The organism is Pseudomonas sp. NPDC007930 (genome assembly GCF_042958985.1).
Taxonomy (GTDB): Bacteria; Pseudomonadota; Gammaproteobacteria; order Pseudomonadales; family Pseudomonadaceae; genus Aquipseudomonas.
The window spans coordinates 15477-35624 of the sequence record NZ_JBIBKC010000018.1; the positions used below are offsets into that span (position 1 = coordinate 15477).

Sequence of the window (20148 nt, forward strand, 5' to 3'; positions counted from 1 at the left end):
CAGGGCCTCCCGCGGCCGGTGATCACGCAAAATGGCAGTATATGGCGTATCACGCCACTTTAGGCCACCACCGATCGGCCGCACAATGGCCCCGTACCCACCCACTGCGGAGCCAACCATGAGCCTGGACTTCAACGGTATCAAAATCCCCGACAGCGCCCTGGCGCGCGAAATCACCGAGCAGGTGCGCAGCACCGCCTCGCCGCTGTTGTTTCACCACTCCAGCCGGGTGTTCTACTTCGCCGCCCTGGCTGGCCGCCAGCGCGGGCTGAAGTTCGACGCCGAGCTGCTGTACTGCGGCTGCATGTTCCACGACATGGGCCTGACCCACCAGCACAGCAGCGCCTGCGAGCGCTTCGAAGTCGACGGCGCCAATGCCGCGCGGGATTTTCTCAACGGCCGTGGCATCAGCCAGGCGGATATCGACACGGTCTGGACGGCCATCGCCCTGCACACCACCCCGGGCATCCCCCAGCACATGCACCCGGTGGTGGCGCTGGTGACCGCCGGGGTAGAGATGGACGTGCTCGGCCTGACCTACCCGCAGTACAGCGACGCCGAGCGCGAGGCGATCGTGGCCGCGCACCCGCGTGGGCCGCAGTTCAAGGAAGCCATCATCGAGGCGTTCTACCAGGGCATTCGGCACAAGCCGCAGACCACCTTCGGCAACGTCAAGGCCGATGTGATCGCCGCCAAGGACCCCAGCTTCCGCCCGGGGAATTTTTGCGAGGTGATTCGTGGGTCGGCGTGGGTGGGTTGAGGGCCCTTCGCCCGGCACAGCCGGAGTGCTGTTCACCTAAGCAATCAAAGCGCTAAATCTGAAGTATAAAGCCTTGATCTCTCCCTGGGATTTTACCGGGCGCATGACCTGACTGGCCTATCGCCCGGCACAGCCGGCCTCCCACCAGATTTGTGTAAGTGCTTGATTTACGCGGCAACACAGAACCCGTGGGAGGCCGGCTGTGCCGGGCGAAGGGCCCTCAACCCACCCCGGCCACCGGCAACGGCGGCAACTGCCCCTCGGTGTAATGCCGCAGGTGCGCCAGCGCCACGCCCTCGGCGTCGAACAGATGGCAGCGCGCGCCCACCACGCCCACGTTCAGGCTGTGCCCGGCGGCCACCCGTGACAAGCCGTCGCCCTTGACCATCACCGGGTCGCCATCGGCGGTCATCGCGTGGGTGAAGGTTTCGCCGCCCAGGTGCTCGACCACCTGGGCGGTGACGCTGAATTGCGCGTCGCCACCGCCCTGCTCGGCCAGGTGTTCGGGGCGCAGGCCGAGGGTCAGGGCCGCGCCCACCGCCACCGCGCCGGCCTGCACCGGCACCCACAAGCGCGCCCCGCCGGGCAGGCTGACCTGCACGCCTTCGGCGCTGGCGGCCAGCACCTGCACCGGCAGGAAGACCATCTGCGGCGAGCCAATGAACCCCGCCACGAAGCGGTTGCACGGGTGATGGTAAAGCTCCAGCGGCGCCCCCACCTGCTCCACCCGGCCCTTGTTGAGCACCACGATCTTGTCGGCCAGGGTCATCGCCTCGACCTGGTCGTGGGTCACGTAGACCATGGTCGCTTGCAGCGCCGCGTGCAGCTTGGCGATCTCGATGCGCATCTGCACCCGCAACGAGGCGTCGAGGTTGGACAGCGGCTCATCGAACAGGAACACCTGCGGCTGGTGGACGATCGCCCGGCCGATCGCCACGCGCTGGCGCTGGCCGCCGGAGAGCGCCTTGGGCTTGCGCTCGAGCAGCGGCTCCAGTTGCAGGATGCGCGCCGCCTCGCGGACCTTGGCGTCGATCTGCGCCTTGGGTTCTTTTTGCATCTTCAGGCCAAAGGCGATGTTGTCGTACACCGACATGTGCGGGTACAGCGCGTAGCTCTGGAACACCATCGCCACGCCGCGCTCGGCCGGCTCCAGGCGGGTCACGTCGCGCCCGCCGATGCGCACCTCGCCGGCGCTGATGCTTTCGAGCCCGGCGATGCAACGCAGCAGGGTCGACTTGCCGCAGCCCGAGGGGCCGACGAATACCACGAATTCCCGGCTGTGGATGTTCAGGTCGATCTGGTGCAGCACCGCCAGGCCCGCATAGGCCTTTTCGATGCCGCGCAAGGTGAGCTCAGCCACAAGGTGCTCCCGCTGTTGTTGTTATGGGGGCAAGCGCGCCCAGCCGGCTTGACAGCCGAAGGATTCGCCCTACATTCATTTGTAAATCCAAAATTACAAATGTGCAAGGAGCCCCACCATGCGCGCGGCCTACCTCCACGGGATCCGGGACATCCGCATCGGTGACAAACCCCTGCCCACCCCACGCGGCGATGAGCTGCTGCTGCGGGTGAGCGCGGTGGGCGTGTGCGGCAGCGACCTGCATTACTTCAAGGAAGGCGCCATCGGCAGCGCGCGGGTGACCCAGCCGTTCATCGCCGGCCACGAGTTCGCCGGGCGCCTGGTGCATGCCCACCCCGGGCTGGGGCTGGCCGCCGGGCAACTGGTCGCGGTAGACCCGGCCAAGCCCTGCGGCCAGTGCGAATGGTGCGCCCGCGGCCACGTCAACCTCTGCCCGCACGTGGAGTTTCTCGGCTCGCCGCCGCACACCCATGGGGCGATGACCGAGTACATCAGCGTGGCGCCGAGCCAGGTGTACCCGGTGCCGGCGCATTTCACCGCGGCCCAGGCAGTGATGCTCGAGCCGCTCGGGGTGGCGATCCACGCGATGGACCTGGCCGGCTCGAAAAAAACCTTCGAGACCGTAGCCATTCTCGGCTGCGGGCCGATCGGCCTGTGCCTGCTGCAACTGGCCCGGCTGATGTGCAAAAAAGCCGTGTACGCCATCGACCCGATCGCCTACCGCGCGGCCAAGGCCGGCCAGCTCGGCGCCGACCAGTGCGCCGCGCACCACAGCGCGGTGGCCGAGTGGACCGGCGGGCGCGGCGTCGACCTGGTGCTGGAGGCGACCAACTCGCCGGAGGGCTTCCAGGCCGCCGCGCAAACCGCGCGCATCGGCGGGCGGCTGGTGCTGGTGGGCATCCCCGACGGCGACCAGTACGCCCCGCTGAGTGCTTCGCTGCTGCGGCGCAAGGGCCTCGACGTGCGCCTGGCGCGGCGCATGGGCCATGTGTATGCGCGCGCCATCGAGCTGGTGGCGCGCGGCGCGGTCGACGTCGAAGGCTTGATCAGCCACCGCTTCGAACTGGGCCAGGCCCAGGAGGCGTTCCGGTTCCCGGCGGATTTTCACGACGGCGCCTTGAAGACGATCATCCTGCCGCATCCGGATTGAGCTGCCCCCCTTACCCCACAACAACAAGAAGAGGTTTGCGTCATGAACACACCGGCCCGCCATGCCCTGGCGCTGTGCGTTGCCCTCAGCGCCAGTGCCGCCCATGCCTGGACGCTGCAGGAAGCCGCCGCGCCCTACAAGGGCACTGAAATCAAGGCGATTTTCCTCGACCGCCCCGGCTATGCCGCGGCGCTCAAATTGCTGCCGCAGTTCGAACAGCAAACCGGGATCAAGGTGACCACCGAGATCGTGCCCTACGAGAACACCCGCGAGCAGGAGGTGCTGCGCTTTACCTCCAACGAGCAGATGGACGTGGTGCTCACCGACGTGGTGTGGATCGGCGAGTTCGCCGGCAACGGCTGGCTCGAGCCGATCAAGACCTTCACCGACAACCCCAAGCTGGCGGACCCGGCCCTGAACCTGAAGGGCTTCTTCCCGATCCTGCTGGAGTCGTTCGGCAGTTGGGACGGCACCACCTACGGCCTGCCGTTCGATAACTACTCGGGGCTGCTGTTCTACAACAAATGCATGCTCAAAGACGCCGGTTTCGACAAGCCGCCGGCCACCTGGGACGAGCTGCTCAAGGTGTACGCGCCCAAGCTCACCCACGATGGCAAGTACGCCTACGCGCTGCAGTCGCGCCGCGGCGAGACCCAGTCGGCAGACAGCTTCATGCGCTTTTTGTGGCCGTTCGGCGGCTCGTTGCTGGATGCGCAGTTCAAATCGAACCTCAATTCGAAGGCCTCCCAGGAGGGCCTGCAGTTCCGCCAGGCGCTGCTGCCGTTCATGCCGCCGGGGATTGTCGACTATGACCACAACGAGGCGGTGAACGACCTGGCCCAGGGCAAGGTGGCGATGATCACCGAGTGGTCGGCGTTCTACGCCACCCTGGCCAACCCGGAAAAATCCAAGGTCACCGAGTGCCTGGCAGTGGCCACCGAGCCGAAGGGCCCGGCGGGCCTGAAACCGGCATTGGGCGGCTTCTCGCTGGGGGTCAACGCCAATGCCGGGCAGAACGAAAAAGCCGCGGCGTGGCTGTTCATCCAGTGGGTCACGTCCGAAGCGCTGGCCAAGCCGTACCTCGACGCCGGCGGCGTGAGCGGGCGCATGGCGGTGTACAAAGACCCCGCCGTGCAGCAGCAATACCCGTTCGTGGCGCCGATGGTGGCGTCGTGGGAAGGCGGCGTGCCGGACTACCGCCCACGCTTCCCGCAGTGGCCGGAAATCAGCGAGGTGATCGGCGAGAACGGCACGCAAATGCTGCTCGGCAAGATGACCACCGCCGACGGCGCCAAGGCGATTGGCAGCAAGGTCGAGGGCATCCTGCAGAAGGCCGGGTATTACGACGGCAAGGCGAAGTTGCTGAAGTGATTGAAGCGCTGTGCCTGGCTGGAGGGCCCTTCGCCCGGCACAGCCGGAGTGCCGGACCACGGCCTCCCACCAGTCTTGTGTGGTCCCTGATTTTCAAGGCAACACAGACCCCGTGGGAGGCCGTGGTCCGGCACTCCGGCTGTGCCGGGCGATAGGCCCTGAAGCTCATGCACAAAATCAAGATGGATCCCCTCCATGAAGCCCTGAAATGGCTTCAGTGAAAATCATCACGGCACAGCCGGCCTCCCTCCTGGCCATCGACAAGCAGGTTCGAACGATGCAAAAACCCTTCCCCACCCTGTGGAACAACACCCGCGCCGCTTGGGCCTTTCTGGCCCCGGCCACGGTGGCGCTGGCGTTGATCGGGATCTTCCCGACCGTGTTCGCGCTGGTGAATTCGTTCCGCCAGTACAACCTGGCGCGGCCGCGCGACGCCACGCCGTTCATTGGCCTGGGCAATTACCTGGCGGTGCTCGGCGACGGCTCGTTCTGGGCGGCGCTGGGCCGTACCGGGCTGTTTCTGCTCAGCGTGGTGCCGGTGCAGATGGCCCTCGGCCTGGTGATCGCCCTGCTGCTGCACAAGCCGGGCCTGAGCGGGCTGCGCTGGCTGGCGCGGGTCAGTTTGGTGATCCCGCTGGCGACCGCGCCGGCGGTGGCCGGGCTGATCGGCCGGTTGATCTTCAACCGCGACTTTGGCGTGGCCAACGCCTTGCTGGCCTGGCTCGGCGCGGCGCCGGTGGAATGGCTGGGCAGCACCAGCGGCGCGTTCATCGCGGTGGCCTTGATGGACATCTGGCAATGGACGCCCTTCTGCGCGTTGGTGCTGCTGGCCGGCCTGGCCATGGTGCCCAGCGAAATCGAAGAAGCCGCGCGCCTGGAAACCCGCAGCCGCTGGCAGGTGGTGCGCTACGTGCAGTTGCCCTTCCTGCTGCCCAGCGCCACGGTGATTCTGATCCTGCGCACCGCCGACATCCTGAAGATGTTCGACACCGTGTTCACCATGACCCGCGGCGGCCCAGGGGCAGCCACCGAGCTGGTCAGCGTGTACATCCAGCGCATCGGCTTCAGGGTGTTCGACCAGGGCGTGGCGTCGGCCCAGGCCATTTTGCTGCTGGCACTGACCATCGTGCTGGCGCGCCTTTACATCAAGTTCGTGTACCGGGAGATCTAGCATGGCCAGCTCAATCGCAGCCCCCGCCACCCCCGCGGTGGCCGGCATCCGCCTGCATGCCTGGCACCTGGTGGGGTTGCTGGCGGTGTTCCTGTTCGCGGTGTTCCCGTTTTACTGGATGGTCGCCACCAGCCTGAAAACCCAGGCCGAGGCCTTGGCCTCGCCGCCGGTGTGGACCTTCACCCCGCACCTGGGCAATTACCTGAAGGTGCTGTTCGAACGCGACGTGCTGCACTCGCTGGGCAACTCGCTGATCGTCGCGGTGAGCACCACGGTACTGGCGGTGGGCCTGGGCACACCGGCGGCCTACGCCCTGGCGCGCTTCGAATTTCGCGGCAAGCAGGACTTGTGGTTCTGGTTCATCACCAACCGCATGCTCAGCCCGATCGTGGTGGCGCTGCCGATCTTCCTGCTGGCGCGCAACCTGGGGCTGATCGACACCCACCTGGTGCTGATCCTGGTGTACCTGACCTTCAACTTGCCGATCGTGGTGTGGATTTGCACCGACCAGTTTCGCGGCGTGCCACGCGACCTCGACGAAGCCGCGCGGCTGGCCGGCGCCTCGCGCTTTACCATCTTCTGGCGCATCGCCCTGCCGCTGGCGATGCCGGGGGTGGCGGTGTCGGCGATTTTCTCGTTCATCTTCAGCTGGAACGAGCTGCTGTACGCCCTGGTACTGACCCGCAACGCCGCGCGCACCGCGCCAGTCACGGCTACCAGTTTCATGAGCGGCTACGACCTGCCCTGGGGGGAAATCATGGCCACCGGCACGCTGATCGTGTGCCCGGTGATTATTTTTGCGTTGATGGTGTCACGCCACTTGGTGCAAGGTCTGACCATGGGTGCGGTGAAATAACCCCGCACAGCCTTTAGAACGAGCGCCCGCGAGGACCGTTGTGCAGATCCCTCAGCCGCCGCTGGCCGTTGCAGCCGGCAACCCCGACGACCAACTGAACATCCGTATCGCCTGGTACTACTACGTCACCCACATGACCCAGCAGCAGATCGCCGACCACTTCGGCATCACCCGGGTGCGGGTCAACAAGGCCCTGGCGACCTGCCGGGAAACCGGCCTGGTGCAGTTTCGCATCAACTCGCCGCTGGCCAGTTGCGTGGCGCTGGAGCATGCGCTGCAAGCGCGCTTCGGCCTGCAGCGGGCCACCGTGGTGCCCTCCCCGGAAGACCCGGCGCAGATCTTCCGCGTGCTTGGCGTGGGCGTGGCGCCCACCGTCGAGGCGCAGCTGCGTGACGGCTGTACGGTTGCCGTGGGCTGGGGCCGCACCTTGCGCCAGGCGGTGCGCGAGCTGGAGGCGCGCAGCCTGCCCAGGCTCACCGTGCTCAGCCTGCTCGGTGGGCTGCACTATGGCTCGGCGAACAACACCGTGGAGATTGCCTCGAGCCTGGCCGGGCTGTTCGGCGGCGCCTACTACTACCTGGCCGCGCCGGTGTTCGCGCCGAGCGAAACCTACCGCGACATGATCCTCGCCGAGCAGTCGGTGCGCGCGGTGCTGGGCCAGGCCCGCGAGGCCGACCTGGCGCTGCTGACCGTGGGCGACCTGACCGAGCGCTCGCTGATGCTCGAACTGGGCCTGGTCGACCCGGCCAGCGCGCAGTCGCTGCGCGACGCCGGGGCGGTGGGCGACCTGCTCGGGCGCTGGCTCGACCGCGACGGCCGCGAGGTCGACCACCCCTTCAACCGCCGCGCGGTGGGGCTGAGCCTCGAAGACCTGGCGCACATCAAAAAGGTCGTGCTGGTCAGCGGCGGGCCGTACAAGGCCGACATCATCCGCGCGGTACTCGGCCGTGGGCTGGTGCATGAACTGGTGATTGACGAGGCGGCGGCGCTGCGCTTGGCCGAGGGTTAAGGCGTACCCGGCCCAGCGGCCAGCCGCGCCAGCCGCGGGTACAGCGCGCGCACGCTGGGGTAGAGGTCCCGGTACAGCCCCAGCAGCTCCTGGTGAAAGCCGCGCAAGGCGGCGTGCGGTTCGAAGCGTTCGCCGCTCGGCGCCATCGCCGCGGCCGCCTCGCCGAAGCTCGAATACCAGCCCACCCCCACCGCCGCGGCCATGCCGGCGCCGAGGCTGGAGGCCTCCTGGGTGGCGGCGCGCAGCAACGGCCGGTCGCAGATATTGGCGAAAATCTGGCACCACAGGCGGCTGGCGGCGCCGCCGCCCATGGCCACGAAGGCTTGCACCGCCTGGCCAGTGGCGGCCTCCACGGCATGGGTGGCCAGCGCCTGTTCCAGGGCGATGCCCTCGAGCACCGCGCGGTACAGGTGGCCACGGCCGTGGTCCGGGCTCAGGCCCAGCAGGCAGCCGCGGGCGTCGGCGTCCCAGTGGGGGTTCATCACCCCGTTCCAGTACGGCAACAGCAGCAGGCCGCCGCTGCCGGCCGGCACCCTCGCCGCGCGCCGCTCCAGGCGCGGCAGGCGCTCGGGCTGTTGCGCCAGGTCGATATTGAAAAACTGCCGCAGCAGGCTGCTGATCAGCAAGGTGCCCGAGCGCAGCGAGGTTTCCAGGATGTAGCCCTCGCGGTCCAGCGCGCACAGCGTGCGAAACGCCGGGGCGATGCGCGCGCTGGGGCTGTACACCCCGGAAACGATCGCCGTGCCCAGGTTGAGGTACGCCAGCCCCGGGCGCACCACGCCGCTGCCCAGCCCACCGGCCTGGCCATCGCCGCCGCCGGCGATCAGCGGGGTGCCGGCCGGCAGGCCGGTGCTGGCCGCGGCCGCCGCGCTCACCTCGCCGAGCAGGCTGCCCGGCGCCTGCGCCGGCGGGAAGTGGCTGGCGGCCAACGGCAGCGCTTGCAGCACCTCATCGGCCCAACGGTAGTGGGTGATGTCAAAGCAACCGAACGGGCAGGCGCTGGCCCAACTGGTGGCGAACTCGCCAGTGAGCTGGCGCACCAGCCAGGCGTGGGGGTCGTACACGTGGCGCACCTGGGCGAACAGCGCCGGCTCATGGCGCGCCAGCCAGGCCAGGCTGAACACCGCCGGCGACCAGTCGCAGGGTTTACCGCTGACGGCGTGCAGGTTCGGCAGCCGCTGGCACAGCGCGCTGACCTCAGCCTTGCGCCGCTCGTCGAGCCAGAGCATGGCCGGGCGCAGCGGTTGGTCATCGGCACCGGTGAGCGCCACGCTTTCGCGCTGGGTGGTGATCGCCAGCGCCGCCACGCCACGCGCCGGCACCTCGGCGAACAACTGCCGCAACGCCTCCTGGGCCGCCGCCCACCAGGCTTCGGGGGCCTGCTCGTAGGCGTTGGCGGCCGGGCGTAGCATCTGCAGCGGCGCCCGGCCCTGGGCGATGAGCTGGCCCCGCGGGCCCCAGGCGATGGCCTTGCAGGCGGTGGTGCTGAGGTCGAGGGTGATGATCAACGGCGGCAGCATTGCGGGGGCTCCAGGTCTAATTATTCTGCGTGCTGCCAAGAGTGTAGGAGCCGCGCTCGCGCGCGAAGGGGCCATCGGTGGCAATCCAGTAGAGGGATTGGAATACCCATGAACCCACGGGGTGCACCGTGCAAGGCGGCATATCGCCGTGCGCTATCAAACCGCCATCTCGGCGGAACTCCCATTGCAGACACGGTTCATAGACTTCTCTAGCCCCTTCGTTCGCTTTTCGGATTACCCCTTCATGCCCAATGCAGCCGTTGCCACCCCCACCCAGGAAGCCGCCACGCCCCCCGCGGGGCGGCTGATCTTCATCACTGTACTGGTCGCCACCATGGGCGCCCTGGCTTTTGGCTACGACACCGGCATCATCGCTGGCGCCCTGCCCTTCATGACCCTGCCCGCCGAGCAAGGCGGGCTGGGCCTGAACCCGGTCACCGAGGGTTTGATCACCGCCTCGCTGATCGTCGGCGCGGCCATTGGCTCGTTGGCCAGCGGTTACCTCTCCGACCGCTTCGGCCGGCGTACCACCCTGCGCACCCTGGCGGTGCTGTTCGTGCTCGGCGCGCTGGGCACGGCGGTGGCGCCGTCGGTCACGGTGATGGTCGCCATGCGTTTCGTGCTCGGCATCGCCGTGGGCGGCGGCTCGGCCACGGTGCCGGTGTTCATCGCCGAAATCGCCGGGCCCAAGCGCCGCGGCCGGCTGGTCAGCCGCAACGAGCTGATGATCGTGTCTGGGCAGTTGATGGCCTACGTGCTCAGCGCAGTGCTGGCCTACGCCCTGCAGCGCAACGACATCTGGCGCTACATGCTGGCGATCGCCGCGGTGCCGGGCGCGCTGCTGTTCATCGGCACCTTCTTTGTGCCCAGCTCACCGCACTGGCTGGCCGCCAAGGGCCGGATCAAAGACGCCAAGGCGGTGCTCGAGCGCCTGCGCGATACCCCCGAACAAGCCGAGAAAGAAGCCAACGAACTGCACGAACACGCCAAGGCCGCCAAGCATCACCCGCCGGTGGGCGAACTGCTGCACCAAGGCTGGGTGGTCAAGCTGCTGCTGATCGGTGTCGGCCTGGGCTTCGTGATCCAGTTCACCGGGGTCAACGCCTTCATGTACTACACCCCGATCATCCTCAAAAGCACCGGCATGGGCACCCACGCCGCGCTGGCGGCGACCATCGGCAACGGCGTGGTGTCGGTGCTGGCGACCTTGCTGGGCATCTGGGCCATCGGCCGGGTGGGCCGGCGCACCCTGCTGATGGGCGGCCTGAGCGTGGTGATCGTCGCCCAGTTGGCGCTGGGCAGCGTGCTGTTGCTGCTGCCCAACGACCTCACCCAGAGCTACCTGGCGCTGGCCTGCATCCTGGTGTTCTTGCTGTTCATGCAGATGTGCATCTCGCCGGTGTACTGGCTGCTGATGAGCGAGCTGTTCCCCAACCAGGTGCGCGGCCTGCTCACCGGCGTGGCGGTGTCGATGCAGTGGCTGTTCAATGCGCTGGTGGCGTTTGCCTTCCCGATCGCCCTGCAGTGGTTCGGCAACGCCACGTTTTACGGTTTTGCGGCGCTGAACGTGGCCTCGCTGCTGTTCGTGTGCTTCTGCCTGCCGGAAACCCGCGGCAAGTCGCTGGAACAGATCGAAAAATACATGAAAAAAGAGCTTTAACTCGGCTCGCAAAAGCGGATGCGGTTGCCGAACGGGTCGGTGACCGTCATCACCCGGCCCCACGCCTGCACTTCGATGCCCGGCCGCTGGTAGCCGTACTGCTTGGCCAGCAATTCCTGCTGGTAAGCCTCGACGCCGGTCATGGTCACGTACACCGTCGAGCCCGGGCAGGCATCACCGTGGTGTTCGCTCACGTGCAGCACCAGCCCGGCGCGGGACACCTGCATGTACAGCGGCAGTTCAGGCTCGAAACGGTGTTCCCAGTCGAGGTTGAAGCCAAGAAACTCCAGGTAGAAAGCCTTGGCTTTGGCGGCGTCGAAGCTGCGCAGGATGGGCGAGGTTTGCATGAAGGCGATCACGGGGCAGGTCCTTGTGCGAGGTGTGAGGGCGTGGCGCAGCATACCCGCCGCGTAGCCGCCGCGCACCATCGGGCAGGCGCCCCGTGCCTCCGGCGCATTTGGCCGCTACAATGCGCGCCTACCGTGATCCGCCAGAATAGAAAAAATGCCGCTGCCCAAACACCACCTCGAATTGCTCAGCCCCGCCCGCGATACCGCGATCGCCCGCGAGGCCATCCTGCATGGCGCCGACGCCGTGTACATCGGCGGCCCGAGCTTCGGCGCGCGCCATAATGCCTGCAACGAGGTGGGCGAGATCGCCGCGCTGGTGGAGTTCGCCCGCCGCTACCATGCGCGGGTGTTCACCACCATCAACACCATCCTTCACGACCATGAGCTGGAACCGGCGCGCAAGCTGATCCACCAGCTGTACGACGCCGGCGTCGACGCCTTGATCGTGCAGGACCTCGGCGTAATGGAACTCGATATCCCGCCGATCGAGCTGCACGCCAGCACCCAGACCGACATCCGCACCCTGGCCCGGGCGAAATTCCTCGACCAGGCCGGGTTCTCCCAACTGGTGCTGGCGCGCGAGCTGAACCTGCAGGAAATCCGCGCGATTGCCGACGAAACCGACGCGGCCATCGAGTTCTTCATCCACGGCGCGCTGTGCGTGGCGTTCTCCGGCCAGTGCAACATCTCCCACGCGCAAACCGGGCGCAGCGCCAACCGTGGCGACTGCTCCCAGGCCTGCCGGCTGCCCTACACGTTGAAAGACGACCAGGGCCGGGTGGTGGCGTTCGAAAAACACCTGCTGTCGATGAAAGACAACAACCAGAGCGCCAACCTCAGCGCGCTGGTCGATGCCGGCGTGCGGTCGTTCAAGATCGAAGGCCGCTACAAAGACATGGGCTACGTGAAGAACATCACCGCCTATTACCGCCAGCGTCTCGACAACATCCTCGAAGGCCGCCCGGAGCTGGCGCCGGCCTCCAGCGGCCGCACCGCGCACTTCTTCCTGCCCGACCCGGACAAAACCTTCCACCGCGGCAGCACCGATTACTTCGTCACCGACCGCAAGATCGACATCGGCGCCTTCGACTCGCCGACCTTCACCGGCCTGCCGGTGGGCGTGGTCGAGAAGGTCAACAAGCACGACATGCTGGTGGTCACCCATGAGCCGCTGAGCAACGGCGACGGCCTGAACGTGCTGGTCAAGCGCGAAGTGGTGGGCTTTCGCGCCAACATCGCCGAAGCCCGCGGCGAGTTCGAGGAAGACGGCGCGCCGCGCTACCGCTACCGCGTCGAACCCAACGAGATGCCCGCCGGGCTGTACCGCCTGCGGCCGAACCACCCGCTGAGCCGCAACCTCGACCACAACTGGCAGCAGGCCCTGCAGAAAACCTCCGCCGAGCGCCGCATCGGCCTGGCCTGGCACGCCGTGCTGCTGGAAGACGCGCTGACCCTCACCGCCACCAGTGAAGAAGGCGTGAGCGTCAGCGTGGCCCTCGACGGCCCGTTCGGCGTGGCCAACAAACCGGAGCAGGCGCTGGAGCAACTGCACGACCTGCTCGGCCAGTTGGGCACCACCGCCTACCACGCCACGGCCGTCGAGCTGGTGGCGCCGCAGGCGTATTTCGTGCCCAACTCGCAGCTCAAGGCGCTGCGCCGCGAAGCCATCGAGGCGCTCGACAGCGCCCGCGTGGCCGCCCACCCGCGCGGCTACCGCAAGGCCGAAACCAGCCCGCCACCGGTGTACCCCGAGTCGCACCTGTCGTTCCTGGCCAACGTCTACAACGAGAAGGCCCGGGCCTTTTACCACCGCCATGGGGTCAAGCTGATCGACGCCGCCTACGAGGCCCACGAAGAGCTCGGCGAAGTGCCGGTGATGATCACCAAGCACTGCCTGCGCTTCTCGTTCAACCTGTGCCCCAAGCAGGCCAAGGGCGTGACCGGCGTGCGCACCAAGGTGGCGCCAATGCAGCTGGTGCATGGCGATGAAGTGCTGACGCTGAAGTTCGACTGCAAGCCGTGCGAGATGCACGTAGTGGGCAAGATCAAGGGGCACATCCTCGACCTGCCACTGCCGGGCAGTAGCGCGGTGAAGCAGGTGGTGGGGCACATTTCGCCCGAAGACCTGCTGAAAACGATTCGGCGCTAGGTTCAAGGGCCCTTAGCCCGGCGCAGCCGTAATGCTGTTCACTTAAGCAACTTCATGGCCTCGTGGAGGGCATGAACATGTGAGCTCTGCTGATTTTGTGCATGAGCTTCAGGGCCTATCGCCCGGCACAGCCGGCCTCCCACTGGATTTGTATAAATCCTTGATTGACGAGGCAATACAGAACCCGTGGGAGGCCGGCTGTGCCGGGCGAAGGGCCGGTCGGATCATGCGCTCGGTAAAATCATCGGGAGAAATCGGGGCTTTTGACCCTCAATTAGCGCTCTAATTGCTTAAATGAACAGCATTACGGCGCAGCCGGGCCAGGGGCCCGCTGCGTGACCTCTGTAGCGTATTCCCTTCAGAAACAATCAGTTACATCGTCATATTCGGCAATATATTGGATCCTCATCAGCGGTTTACACCACCGCGAACTGAATCGATTCTAGGCGCGCCCCTCCTCCTTCAAAATAACAAGAATGGAAGCGCCTCCATGCATTCTCCCTGCACCGAACCGCTAGACAACCCCGAACTCTGCCGCCTGCAGTTCAACCCTGCCCAAGCCATGCTGCTGCACTGCGAAGCCCAGGCCGTGGCCGCCACCGGTGGCCCGGAATGCCCTGGCGCGGCAAGCCGCGCGGCCCTCGCAGCGCGCCATCTCTACCGCAACCTCGAGAGTACCCAACAAGCGGTGGTACGCCACTACGCCGACGGCCAACTGGCGGTACTCGAGTGCCGCGGCCTGGTCGACCCCGACCCTGCCCCGCCACCCACGCACTTGCCGGCGTTACCCGCCCTGCAAGGCGACCCGTACTGCCTGTTGCTAGCCGCCCGCAGCGAAATCCTGCTGCACCTGGTACAGCACCGCGCCTTTGCCTACGACCTCGACAACGACGGCCAATTGATCCGCTTCGTCGGTAACTTTGCCGGGGGCGGGGTACAGCCCAGGCCCGGGGAAGCGCCCGGGCAGCCCGCAGCGCTCAGCTCCCACTCCGGGCTGGCCCTCGGCCCGCACACCGAGGCGCCTTATCACTGCGCGGTACACGCACAGGGCGGCCATTCACCCGCGCCCTCTTCGCTGATCCTCAGCGCACGCTGGAACCCACTGGCCGAGCCCACGAGCATCATCCCGATGGCACCGGTGATCGACCGCCTCGGCGCACAGGCCGCGCTGGCACTGGCCTCCCCCTCATTCGACTACAGCCGCAGCGACTGCTTCCTGCACGGCCAGGGAACCGGCGGTAGCGGCGTGCCACTGCTGCAGTTCGACCCCCATGGCGGCTTCGCGCTGCGCTACAACAGCTATCGGCATACGCTCAACGCCCAGGCCAGCCCTGCCGCCGGCGAAGCCCTCGAGGCGTTGGCCAGCGCATTGGCGGCCACTGACGTACTGCGTTTCGCCCTGAGCCCTGGCGAAGCACTGCTGATCAACAACTACCGCGCCTTGCACTGCCGCGACAGCGTGCGCGATAACCGCCGCCTGCTAATCCGCCTGTTCGGCTACTCACGCTTCGCCACGCCCATCGTGCTCAACGCCGACCCATTGATCGTCAAGGGCTGAGCCTGGCCCTTTAAGGAACCTACGTGGAATTCGACCTTTCACTGATCCTGCTGATGGCCGGCATTGCCCTGGCCGCGGGCTTTTTCGACGCCATTGCCGGCGGCGGTGGGCTGATTACCCTGCCTGCCCTGCTGTTGGCCGGCATCGACCCCGTCGCCGCGCTGGCCACCAACAAATTCCAGGCCGCCTCGGCCACCGTCTCGGCCACCGCGGCATTTGCCCGCAAAGGCATGATCGAATGGCGCCGGGGCCTGCCCATGGCGGCGATGGCCTTCCTCGGCGGCGCCGCCGGGGCGCTGTCGGTCAACCTGGTGCCACGCACGCTGCTCGAAGCGCTCGCCCCAGCGTTACTGATCGCCGTCGCGCTGTACTTCGCGCTCAGCCCCACCTTGAACAATCAGGAACGCCGCGCCCGGCTGGGGGCCGCTGCCTTCTGCCTGACGCTGGCGCCGTTGATTGGCTTCTACGACGGGGTATTCGGCCCAGGGGTGGGCTCGTTCTTCATGGTGGCGTTCGTGCTGGTCATGGGCCAAGGCATTCTGCGCGCGGTGTGCAACAGCAAGCTGCTCAACGCGGCGTGCAACCTTGGCGCGCTGTGCGTGTTCGCACTGGCGGGCAACATTCTCTGGCCGCTGGCGCTGGCCATGGGCGCGGCGGCGTTGCTCGGCGCACAGTTGGGTGCGCGGTGTGCTGTGCGGTTTGGCTCGCGGCTGATCAAACCCTTGTTGATCGGCGTGTGCTGTGTCATGGCGGCCAAATTGCTGATGGCACCGCAAGGGCCTTGGGCGGGTTGGCTGAACCTGCCGGGGTAAGGGTTGAGGGCCCTTCGCCCGGCACAGCCGGAGTGCCGGACCACGGCCTCCCACGGGTTTTGTATTGCCCTGAAAATCAGGGGCTTACATAAATCTAGTGGGAGGCCGTGGTCCGGCACTCCGGCTGTGCCGGGCGAGGGGCCCTCAACCCCAGCCCCTTACCAACGAAACGCCACCGTACCCAATAGCGTGCGCTCCTGCCCCCAGTAACAGCGCCCGGCGTTGTTGCAGCCGCTCACGTATTCCTTGTTGAACAGGTTTTTCGCGTTCACGTCCACCGCCCAGTGGGCGTTGATGTCATAGCCCACCAACGCGTCGACCAGGGTGACGTCGCTGGTTTTCAGCTTGCCGTAGAGGGTGGGCGCGGTGTAGGCGAAGGTGTTGTCGAAGTAACGCACCCCACCGCCCAGGCGCAGGCCACGCAGCGGGCCGTCAAGGAAGCGGTAGGTGGCCCAGGCCGAGGCCTGGTTGCGCGGGATGCCGGTGAGTTGGTGGTCTTTGAACAGCGAACCCGGCACATCGTCAAGCACCCGCGCATCGGTGTAGGTGTAGGCGGCGGTCAGGCTGAGGTTTTTCGTCACGTCGCTGTTGGCTTCCAGCTCCACCCCGCGGGCCTGGCTCTTGCCCACCTGGCGGCTGAAGCCAGTGGTGTCGGCGACCACGTCGTCGTTCTTGGTGAGCTCGAACACCGCCGCGCTGAAGGTGGTGTTCCAAGCCTTGGGCTGGTACTTCAGGCCGGCTTCGTACTGTTCGCTGAGGATCGGGTCGAACAGCCCGCCGTCGGGTTGCGAGGCCTGCTGGCTGGGGGTGAACGCCGTGGAGTAGCTCAGGTACGGCGCCAGGCCGTTGTCGAACTGGTACATCAAGCCGGTTTGCCAGCTAAGGCGCTGGTCCCAGCCGTCCAGCGCGGTGCCGGCCACCGCGGCGCTGCCGGGGCGGGCGGCGCTGGCGCGGTTGCGGTACTCGCTGTGCACCCAGTCCTGGCGGCCGCCGAGCAGGAAAATCCAGCCGCCGTAGCGGCTTTGCAGCTGCCCATAGGCGCCCATCATGTGCTGCTCGAGCTGGGAGTTCTGCACGTACTGGCTGGTGTTCGGCGGGGTGCTGGAAAACACCGGGTCGAACACGTTGTAAGTGCCGCCCAGGCCGGCGTTCCAGTCCTGGTTGAACGAGGTGCGGTCGAAGCTCGCGCCGAGCAACAGGGTGTGCTCGAGCGCCCCGGCATTGAAGTGGCCCTCGAACTGGTTGTCGACCGAATAGGTGACCGACTTGTTGTCGCGGTCGTAGGCCAGGCTGCTCAGGGTGCTGCCAAAGCCGCCCTGGTTGAGGTTGTTCGGCCAGGTTTCATGGCGGTCGAGGCGTGACTGTAGGTAGCGCGAGTTCTGCCGGAACTGCCAGGTGTCGTTGAACTGGTGGCTGAACTCGTAGCCGAGCGTCCAGGTTTCGCGCTCGAAGTCATCCCAGTTGGGGTTGCCGTTGTACTGGTGCTTGCCGATCTTGCCGTTGGGGTTGTTCAGCAGGGTGCCGGCGGCTGGGTAGCCCAGCAGCAACTGGGTACGGTCGCGCTGGTAGCTCGACAGCAGCGTCAGCGAGGTGGCGGCATCGAAGTTGAAGGTCAGCGACGGCGCCAGGTAGAGGCGGTCGTCGGGCACCGAGTCGACCTGGGTATCGGCATTGCGCCCGAGCATCACCAGGCGCCCGAGGATGCGCTTGTCGTCGGCCAGCGGGCCGGACACGTCCAGCGCCAGTTGCCGGCGGTTGTCGCTGCCATAGGTGAACGCCAACTCGCCACGGGCCTGTTCGGTGGGGCGCTTGCTGACCAGGTTGACCAAGCCGCCGGGGGCGTTTTCACCGTAGAGGATCGAACTGGGGCCGCGGAACACCTCGGTGCGCTCCAGGCCATAGGGCTCGGTGGTGGTGTCGTAACGGTTGCCCTGCAGGCGCAGGCCGTCCTTGAGCAGGCCGTAGCCGTAGTCGGTGGCGTTGAAGCCACGGATCGAGAACAGGTCGCCGGCCAGGCCGTCGCCCACCGCGAACGGCGGCGCGAAGATACCCGGCACGTAGCCCAGCACCTCGGTGAGGGTCTGGGCGTTCTGGTCGGCCAGGCGCTGGCGGGTGACCACCGACACGGAACGGGGCGTTTCCGCCAGCGGCGTGCTGGTCTTGGTGCCGGCCGTGCTGCTGGTGGCCTGGTAACCGCTGTCGGCGCCGTCGCCGATCGCCTCGCCGGTGACCTGCGAGGCCTGCAACTGGATGGGCGTGGCGGCGCTGCCCTCCCCCCAGGCCCCTTGGGCGGCCAGGCTGGCGACGACCACCGCCAGGGCGTTGATGCGCAGATGATAGGTGTTGTTAGGCATCTGAAACGTTCCATTCCTTGTAAACGGCGCGGGGCCCCAGCCCGATAGTTGACTGAATATGTCAAAAGGCGATGGACGTTAACAAAGAATCATTATCATTACTATATGCGATATATACTTTTTGATACATTCGCCTACCGCGTGCCCGTCGCCCTGGCTGAACGGGTTTTCATCACAGCACCGCGCAATCGCTCTGAACTCGCGCTTGCGGCCGCCCCCTAAACCTGCAAGCCCAACCGCGCAGAGTGAAAGGAGCCGCCCATGGCCGGAAAAAAAGTCGCTGAAATCGTTGTGCAAACCCTGATCGACGCCGGGGTTCGCAACTGTTACGGCATCGTCGGCGACACCCTGAACCACGTCACCGACGCCATCCACCGCAGCGACATGGCCTGGGTGCACGTGCGCCACGAGGAGGTGGCCGCCTTCGCCGCCGGCGCCGAATCGTTCATCAGTGGCCGCCTGACCGCCTGCGCCGGCTCTTGCGGGCCGGGTGGGCTGCACTTCATCAACGGGGTGTTCGAGGCCCAGCGCAACGGCGCGCCGATGGTGCTGATCGCCAGCCAGGTGGTCACCAGCGAGCTGGGCATGGACTTCCCCCAGGAAGTCGACTTCAAGGCCATCTACGGCCCCTGCACAGTGTTCTGCGAACAGGTGTACACCCCGCAGCAGGCGCGCCGGGTGACCATGATGGCGGCGCAAACCGCGCTCAACGAAGGCGGCGTGGCGGTGATCATCCTGCCGGCCGACATCAGCCACGCCGAGGCCAAGGACGACCGCCCCTTCAACGCCTACCACCCACGCCCGGTGCTGCGCCCCAACGATGGCGAGCTGGCCGAGGTGGCCGCGTTGCTGCAAGCGGGGAAGAAAATCGCCATCTACGCAGGCTTTGGTTGCGAAGGCGCCCACGATGAACTGGTCGAACTGGCCCGCCGGCTCAAGGCGCCGATCGCCCACACCTCCCGCGCCAAGGACTTCGTCGAGTACGACAACCCCTACAACATGGGCATGACCGGCGTGTTCGGGGTGGAGTCTGGCTACCATGCGCTGATGAACTGCGACACCCTGCTGCTGCTCGGTGCGGACTTCGCCTGGGCGCAGTTCTACCCGGCCAAGGCGAAGATCATCCAGGTCGACCGCAAGGGCGCCCACCTTGGCCGGCGCCACCCGATCGACCTGGGCGTGGTCGGCGATGTGCTGCCCACCCTGCAAGGCCTGCTGCCGCTGATCGAAGAACGCAGCGAGCACAGCTACCTCGAGCAATGCCTCAAGGTGCGCCAGAAAACCCTGAAAACCCTCGCCCACGACCAACGCCACAGCGACGGCGCGTTGATCCACCCGCAGTACCTGACCCACCTGCTCGACACCCACGCCAGCAGCGACGCGCTGTTCACCGCCGACGGCGGCTCGCCGATGGTGTGGATCCTGCGGCACATCAACGTCAACGGCCAACGCCGCACCCTCACCAGCCTGCGCCACGGCACCATGGCCAACGCCATGCCCCAGGCCCTGGGCCTGCAGAAGGCCTACCCGGGGCGCCAGGTGGTGGCGCTGTGCGGAGACGGCGGCCTGGCCATGCTGCTCGGCGACCTGCTCACGGCGGTGCAGGAAAATCTGCCGATCAAGGTAGTCGTGTACAACAACGCCTCGCTCAACTTCGTGCAGATCGAGCAAAAGGTCGAAGGCCTGCTGGACAACTACACCGGCCTGCACAACCCCGACTTCGCCGCGCTGGCGCAGGTGATGGGCTTCCACGGCCAGCAGGTGAGCGAAGCCGCCGAGCTGGAGCAGGCAGTGGCGGCGTTTCTCGCCTACCCCGGGCCCGCGTTGCTGGATGTAAAGGTCAACCCCGAGGAACTGGTGATGCCGCCCAAAGTGGAAATCGCCCAAGTCAGCGGCATGGCGCTGTATTCGGCCAAGGCGGTGCTCGGTGGCCGCGCCGGGGATGTGGCGCACCTGTTGGTGGACAACTTCGTGAAATGAGCCGCGACGGAGCCGGCGCCGCCTGGGCGCCGGCGTGTTCAAAAACCTGTGCAGCCGCTATTGTGTTTCCCTCGATACGCCGGCAGGC

The 20148-nt window shown here is 66.6% G+C and carries 15 protein-coding genes; 11 read left to right on the forward strand and 4 right to left on the reverse strand.

What is annotated here, in order from left to right:
- Window positions 1-118 precede the first annotated feature (118 nt).
- Window positions 119-760, forward strand: a complete 642-nt coding sequence (locus ACFZCE_RS23760) for an HD domain-containing protein (protein WP_390942988.1) — start codon at window positions 119-121, stop codon at window positions 758-760.
- 220 nt (window positions 761-980) lie between these two features.
- Here ACFZCE_RS23760 and ACFZCE_RS23765 read toward each other — a convergent pair whose 3' ends face one another.
- On the reverse strand, window positions 981-2120 hold the full coding sequence (locus tag ACFZCE_RS23765) for a sn-glycerol-3-phosphate ABC transporter ATP-binding protein UgpC (RefSeq protein WP_390942989.1): 1140 nt from the start codon (window positions 2118-2120) through the stop codon (window positions 981-983).
- 118 nt (window positions 2121-2238) lie between these two features.
- On the opposite strand from ACFZCE_RS23765, the gene ACFZCE_RS23770 reads away from it, so the two are divergent.
- The 5 genes from ACFZCE_RS23770 (at window position 2239) to ACFZCE_RS23790 (ending at window position 7677) form a co-directional block, all read left to right on the forward strand.
- Window positions 2239-3270 (forward strand): alcohol dehydrogenase catalytic domain-containing protein, encoded by a 1032-nt coding sequence (locus ACFZCE_RS23770; RefSeq protein ID WP_390942990.1) that lies wholly within the window; start codon window positions 2239-2241, stop codon window positions 3268-3270.
- Window positions 3271-3312: 42 nt separating this feature from the next.
- A complete protein-coding gene (locus ACFZCE_RS23775) occupies window positions 3313-4641 on the forward strand; it encodes an extracellular solute-binding protein (protein WP_390942991.1) in 1329 nt (442 codons plus the stop codon).
- Window positions 4642-4849: 208 nt separating this feature from the next.
- Window positions 4850-5812: an ABC transporter permease subunit gene (locus ACFZCE_RS23780; RefSeq protein ID WP_390942992.1), complete on the forward strand. Its 963-nt coding sequence runs from the start codon at window positions 4850-4852 to the stop codon at window positions 5810-5812.
- A gap of 1 nt (window position 5813) precedes the next feature.
- Window positions 5814-6668, forward strand: coding sequence for an ABC transporter permease subunit (locus ACFZCE_RS23785; protein WP_390942993.1), 855 nt, complete (start codon window positions 5814-5816; stop codon window positions 6666-6668).
- A gap of 40 nt (window positions 6669-6708) precedes the next feature.
- Window positions 6709-7677 (forward strand): sugar-binding domain-containing protein, encoded by a 969-nt coding sequence (locus ACFZCE_RS23790; protein ID WP_390942994.1) that lies wholly within the window; start codon window positions 6709-6711, stop codon window positions 7675-7677.
- On the opposite strand, the gene ACFZCE_RS23795 is transcribed toward ACFZCE_RS23790, so the two are convergent.
- Window positions 7674-9197: an FGGY family carbohydrate kinase gene (locus ACFZCE_RS23795; protein ID WP_390942995.1), complete on the reverse strand. Its 1524-nt coding sequence runs from the start codon at window positions 9195-9197 to the stop codon at window positions 7674-7676. The two genes, ACFZCE_RS23790 and ACFZCE_RS23795, sit on opposite strands and share 4 nt — an antisense overlap.
- Before the next feature lie 334 nt (window positions 9198-9531).
- Between ACFZCE_RS23795 and ACFZCE_RS23800 the strand changes: the two genes are divergently transcribed.
- Complete coding sequence (locus ACFZCE_RS23800; RefSeq protein ID WP_390943035.1) at window positions 9532-10857, forward strand: sugar porter family MFS transporter; 1326 nt, start codon at window positions 9532-9534, stop codon at window positions 10855-10857.
- Here the strand turns inward: ACFZCE_RS23800 and ACFZCE_RS23805 are convergent.
- A complete protein-coding gene (locus tag ACFZCE_RS23805; protein WP_390942996.1) occupies window positions 10854-11285 on the reverse strand; it encodes a glyoxalase superfamily protein in 432 nt (143 codons plus the stop codon). The two genes, ACFZCE_RS23800 and ACFZCE_RS23805, sit on opposite strands and share 4 nt — an antisense overlap.
- Window positions 11286-11361: 76 nt before the next feature.
- Here ACFZCE_RS23805 and ACFZCE_RS23810 point away from each other — a divergent pair, with 76 nt between their 5' ends.
- The 3 genes from ACFZCE_RS23810 (at window position 11362) to ACFZCE_RS23820 (ending at window position 15726) form a co-directional block, all read left to right on the forward strand.
- A complete protein-coding gene (locus ACFZCE_RS23810; RefSeq protein ID WP_390942997.1) occupies window positions 11362-13356 on the forward strand; it encodes a DUF3656 domain-containing protein in 1995 nt (664 codons plus the stop codon).
- A gap of 490 nt (window positions 13357-13846) precedes the next feature.
- Window positions 13847-14914, forward strand: a complete 1068-nt coding sequence (locus ACFZCE_RS23815; protein WP_390942998.1) for a TauD/TfdA family dioxygenase — start codon at window positions 13847-13849, stop codon at window positions 14912-14914.
- Between the two features lie 53 nt (window positions 14915-14967).
- Complete coding sequence (locus ACFZCE_RS23820) at window positions 14968-15726, forward strand: TSUP family transporter (protein WP_390943036.1); 759 nt, start codon at window positions 14968-14970, stop codon at window positions 15724-15726.
- 158 nt (window positions 15727-15884) lie between these two features.
- On the opposite strand, the gene ACFZCE_RS23825 is transcribed toward ACFZCE_RS23820, so the two are convergent.
- On the reverse strand, window positions 15885-18080 hold the full coding sequence (locus ACFZCE_RS23825; protein ID WP_390942999.1) for a TonB-dependent siderophore receptor: 2196 nt from the start codon (window positions 18078-18080) through the stop codon (window positions 15885-15887).
- A 261-nt stretch (window positions 18081-18341) separates the two neighbouring features.
- Between ACFZCE_RS23825 and ACFZCE_RS23830 the strand changes: the two genes are divergently transcribed.
- A complete protein-coding gene (locus ACFZCE_RS23830; RefSeq protein ID WP_390943000.1) occupies window positions 18342-20060 on the forward strand; it encodes a thiamine pyrophosphate-dependent enzyme in 1719 nt (572 codons plus the stop codon).
- Window positions 20061-20148 lie beyond the last annotated feature (88 nt).